Below are 4,376 nucleotides of genomic sequence, written 5' to 3'. Positions count from 1 at the left end.
GAACATCTGGCGCCATGCCTGAAAAATCTCGGGGGTTCGGGGGCTGGCCCCTGACCAGCATGGGCGAAGGAATCAAAAACTTCAAGATTTTTGATCTGCGCTATTGCCAAAAACAACACCGTCGCTATCTCGATCATTGTTCCCCGCATTCTACTGCATTGTCATAATGTTTGCGCATCGATTCCGCGTAGCCAGATTGTAGCCGCTCTAAGTGCAAAAGATCGTCCAAGGCCAAATCCAGCTTGCCCATCGTGAGATAGTGCGACATCCTAGCGTTGTGGAATTCATCGTTGTCTGGATCCAGTACTAATGCCCTGTCGTAGTACGTGAGCATCGTTTCGAAATCGCCATCAATGTCAGCAAAGGCATTGCCGAGTAGCAAGTAAGCGTCGGGGAAATACGGGTTTAGGTCGATTGACCGTTTCAGCCAGCCGCGTGCCTCACGATAGTGTTCCAACTCCGCGTCGTTATAGAACGGCGTCTCATCGCGATCCTCCGGAGGGCGTTCGTCGGAGAGCCAAGTGGTCAAACCATCAGACCAGCGAGGAATAGCCGAACGTTGGAGCAATCGAATCAGGTTTACAGCATTCCGAAACAACGTGATTGCTTGCCGTGCATTTGCAGCTGTGACAGATGATTCGATCACGATCGACTCAGTCGGGGAACGGCGGCGATATGCGGGCGGCGGCGAGCGACTCAACCACTGAGGCAAAGGCGACAACGCCGCTCCGTCATCATTGCATGGTTACGAGTCGTTTAGTGTAGCGTAGTACTCATGGGCTTGCCCGCGTCTTTGATCCGCAACGAGCATGAGTCACAGTCACCGATTTGACAGACGTCGGACAATGCCCCGCAGGGCAGGCGTTGGTTCGTGCCCCGCAGGGCAGTGTTGCTTCATGCCCCACAGGGCTGGCGTTGGTTGTCACGACTCGGCGTCGGACGATGCCCCGCAGGGCACACTTGGCTTCAATACCAGCTTGATCTCGTAACGGTGGCGGTAACCGAGTCGCCGCCAGAGAAGAATGATCTCACAAAACGCTCGATCGGCGACTTCGGTTCACCGCTTGGTTATTTGGCGTTTCTTCGTGTGATTGAACCCTCTGTGCTCCAATGCCCGCCCATGTTGGAAGGTACAAGTTCAAGCATTCTATCACGAATTTGATCGTGGCCCATGATCTTCCATTCAGATTGCCAACCGTGTCCGCCGTCCATGCGTTCAAATCCATTTTCAGTTTTGCGGAATGTCGTAACTCCTTCCCCGCCTTCATCTGCATTATTCATCAGCGAGATTTCAGCAGTATCCAAAACCTGTATCAGGTATTCGACCGCCTTTTCAGTTTGCCCTTCGATGAAGGCGAATTTCTGTTCAACACCGTTGCCGGTGTCTCGCTCACCGAGGATTTTTATTGAGCTGCTCATTTTGGATTCCGTATTCGCTACGGTCTTCGACGGTAAGGCGGATTTAGCAACGTTTGAGTTTGGGCATCCCATCAGTGTGGCGAGTAAAACTGCAATGCTGGGCATGCGGGCATTCATTGCTTTGAGCCAAATAACGGTCCGCATCGCCGAGGACCGGGAGTTGAGCATCCATTTAGGCAAACGCACCACCGGTCCTTCGGTGGATGCGATGGTTACCCGCCGTTTCCGGGCGCAGTAGGCTTCGGCTTTACGTAAATCGTGATTGGTTTGCCGTTGAAATGTCCGACTGTGAATGTTTCGCCATACGGCACGGACGTTGGTTTTTCCGCGATCTTCAGCTTGAGGTCAAGCTTCGAATCACTCTTGACGGTTCTGCCCGTGCCACAGTTCGGTGCAGTTCCGAAGCCAACAAGAAAGGTCAAGTACTCTGAACCGTCAGCACGATCCTCGTCGAGTTTGAACGACAGCCTTGCATTGGAAAGATCTCTAGACGTTTTGCTAACGGTAACGCCGTCTGCCGTTATGCGAACCTCAGCATCTTCGGGTGCAGTGAATCTCAGCTCCACGTCCCGTTGATGTGAATTCGTCGGCGCAGTAGCGACGGCGGCAAGCTCGTAAGTTGAGGCAGTCGCGTCGAGCCAGGCAGTCAAAGCGAGAACGGTCGCTAGGCACATCAGTTTCATTGGGATTCCATTCAGTCGGGTAACGCCAGCAATATGCGGGCGGCGGCGAGCGACTCAACCACTGAGCCAACGGCGACCAACGCCGCTCCGTCATCATTGCATTGTTACGAGTCGTTTAGTGTAGCGTAGTACCCGTGGGCTTACCCGCAGCTTCGATCCGACACGAGCACTAAGTCACAGTCACCAATTGATCAAGCGTCGGACAATGCCTCGCAGAGCAGGCGTTGGTTGATGCCCCGCAGGGCAGTGTTGCCTCGTGCCCCGCAGGGCTGGCGCTGGTTGCCGCTGCTCGGGCGTCGGACGATGCCCCGCAGGGCACACTTGGCTTTGCATCCATACTCGGCTTCAGCACGGCTTCATCTCGTAACGGCGGCGATATGCGGGCGGCGTCGAGCGGCTCAACCACTGAGCCAACGGCGACTACGCCGCTCCGTCATCATTGCATTGTTACGAGTCGTTTAGTGTAGCGTAGCACCAGCGGGCTTGCCCGCGTCTTTGATCCGCAACGAGCATGAGTCACAGTCACCGATTTGACAGGCGTCGGCAGTGCCTCGCAGAGCAGGCCTCGGTTGGTGCCCCGCAGGGCATGCACTGCTTCGTGCCCCGCAGGGCTGGCGCTGGTTGCCGCTGCTCGGGCGTCGGACCATGCCCCGCAGGGCACACTTGGCTTTGCATCCACACTCGTCTTCAGTCTGGCTTGGTCTCGTAACGTCCGGCATCACCGGGCGGGGAGTGTAAAGTCATCCATTTCAGAATCGGCCGCAAGCCCCGCTCCGTGTGAATGCCATGGTTATCGGTCGTCGGTGGCTTCGAGCGATTCGAGCAATTCCGTCATGTCAACAGTGTGTGAGTGATAGGCTATTGTCGGCACCTGTCCGTTGAGCATCACGGGTATTTGTAGATCGTACGAATTTGAAAGCCATGGGTGATACCCGCTTGTCAGGCGTCCCACGTCAGATTTTGGCTCTGGTTTTTTTGTGCTTTTGAACGTAACGATATAGAACCACGAATCGTCATGGTTCCATTTCAGCGAAACATTTCTGACCCTCCAAATTACCGGTGCGTCCGAATCCTTGAGTGTCTTCAGCTTCTTGGATGCGGCTTGAATCGCATCTTGTATTGCAAGTGGTGGCTCGGAAGCAATGTCGTGCCACTGCGGAGTTCCGTTCAGCGTTTCGCTGGTCACGTTGCAGGTGTAGTGCCCTGAGGGCACGTCAGATCGGAACTCTTCTGCTGAAAGCGTCGAAGCAATCAAAACAATCGCGCAGGTAAGTGAAGTGCGTTTGCTCATGTTCTCAGTCCGATAACGTCGGACATCACCGAGGACGCGCGAAAGACTTACCATTGCCAAACCGCTCGGCTCGCGTCCTTCGGTGCATGTCATTGTTCCCCGCTCTGTTCGTGCTTGGCGGGTAAAGTCGATGATACCACAACGCCGTGACCAACAATGCGTCCGCCCTCGCGAACAGTGAAGGTGACCCCGGCTTGAAGAGTGGAATAGTCGACGCGGGGATAGTACATGAGTCGAAGCGGATATTCGCCGGAACCGGTAGCAGGATCAGTGACCGACAATGCCGGCTCGAAGAGAACGCCCATGTAGTGTTCGAGAGACTGATTGTTCGCGTCCGTTTTCGCTTTGCGGTTTGCGCGGTCGTCGATCGCTAGATGCGGCATGTATCGCGAATCGGGTTCGATCGTGATGCCCCGAGTGCGGCCACCATCGGATGATGAGAGCATCACAATTTCGGCGACAATTCGCGGTTGAGCCTCAACATCGATCATCGGTGCGAATGCCAGTCGGGGAACGGCGGCGATATGCGGGCGGCGGCGAGCGACTCAACCACTGAGCCAACGGCGACCAACGCCGCTCCGTCATCATTGCATTGTTACGAGTCGTTTAGTGTAGCGTAGTACACGTGGGCTTACCCGCAGCTTCGATCCGACACGAGCACTGCGTCACAGTCACCAGTTGATCAGGCGTCGGACAATGCCTCGCAGAGCAGGCGTTGGTTGATTCCCCGCAGGGCGTTTGCTGACTAGTGCCCCGCAGGGCAGACGCTGGTTGTCGCAGCTCAGGCGTCGGACCATGCCCCGCAGGGCACCCTTGGTATTTCGTCCGCACTCGGCTTCTGCACGGCTTGATCTCGTAAAGAATCCATGTAAGTCCAAGGTTTGACGGGTGGGAGCCATTCGTTAAAAAACTGGCGACTCAAACCCGTGATCTGGGCAGCTTGCGGCCGCCCGTCACATTTACTCCACCCACCAAACACATGG

Annotated in this window: 6 protein-coding genes; all 6 read right to left on the bottom strand. The window is 55.6% G+C overall.

Annotated features, from left to right (window positions below; genetic code table 11):
• Positions 1-133: 133 nt before the first annotated feature.
• Complete coding sequence (locus tag Poly21_RS26610; RefSeq protein ID WP_302120772.1) at positions 134-529, bottom strand: tetratricopeptide repeat protein; 396 nt, start codon at positions 527-529, stop codon at positions 134-136.
• 539 nt (positions 530-1,068) lie between these two features.
• The gene (locus tag Poly21_RS26605) at positions 1,069-1,605 is read right to left on the bottom strand and encodes a hypothetical protein (protein WP_302120771.1); all 537 of its coding nucleotides are present in this window, start codon (positions 1,603-1,605) and stop codon (positions 1,069-1,071) included.
• A 26-nt stretch (positions 1,606-1,631) separates the two neighbouring features.
• Positions 1,632-2,102, bottom strand: a complete 471-nt coding sequence (locus Poly21_RS26600) for a hypothetical protein (RefSeq protein ID WP_146410098.1) — start codon at positions 2,100-2,102, stop codon at positions 1,632-1,634.
• A 790-nt stretch (positions 2,103-2,892) separates the two neighbouring features.
• Positions 2,893-3,393, bottom strand: coding sequence for a hypothetical protein (locus Poly21_RS26595; RefSeq protein WP_146410097.1), 501 nt, complete (start codon positions 3,391-3,393; stop codon positions 2,893-2,895).
• Between the two features lie 89 nt (positions 3,394-3,482).
• Positions 3,483-3,884, bottom strand: a complete 402-nt coding sequence (locus Poly21_RS26590) for a hypothetical protein (RefSeq protein WP_146410096.1) — start codon at positions 3,882-3,884, stop codon at positions 3,483-3,485.
• Between the two features lie 290 nt (positions 3,885-4,174).
• Positions 4,175-4,376, bottom strand: a 202-nt coding sequence (locus tag Poly21_RS28145) for a hypothetical protein (protein WP_302120770.1), incomplete at its 5' end; no start/stop codon positions are given.

Source organism: Allorhodopirellula heiligendammensis (genome assembly GCF_007860105.1).
In the GTDB taxonomy this organism is placed as follows: domain Bacteria; phylum Planctomycetota; class Planctomycetia; order Pirellulales; family Pirellulaceae; genus Rhodopirellula; species Rhodopirellula heiligendammensis.
The sequence above is the reverse complement of the archived record's forward strand: the minus strand, read 5'-3'. Positions and strand labels throughout refer to the sequence as shown.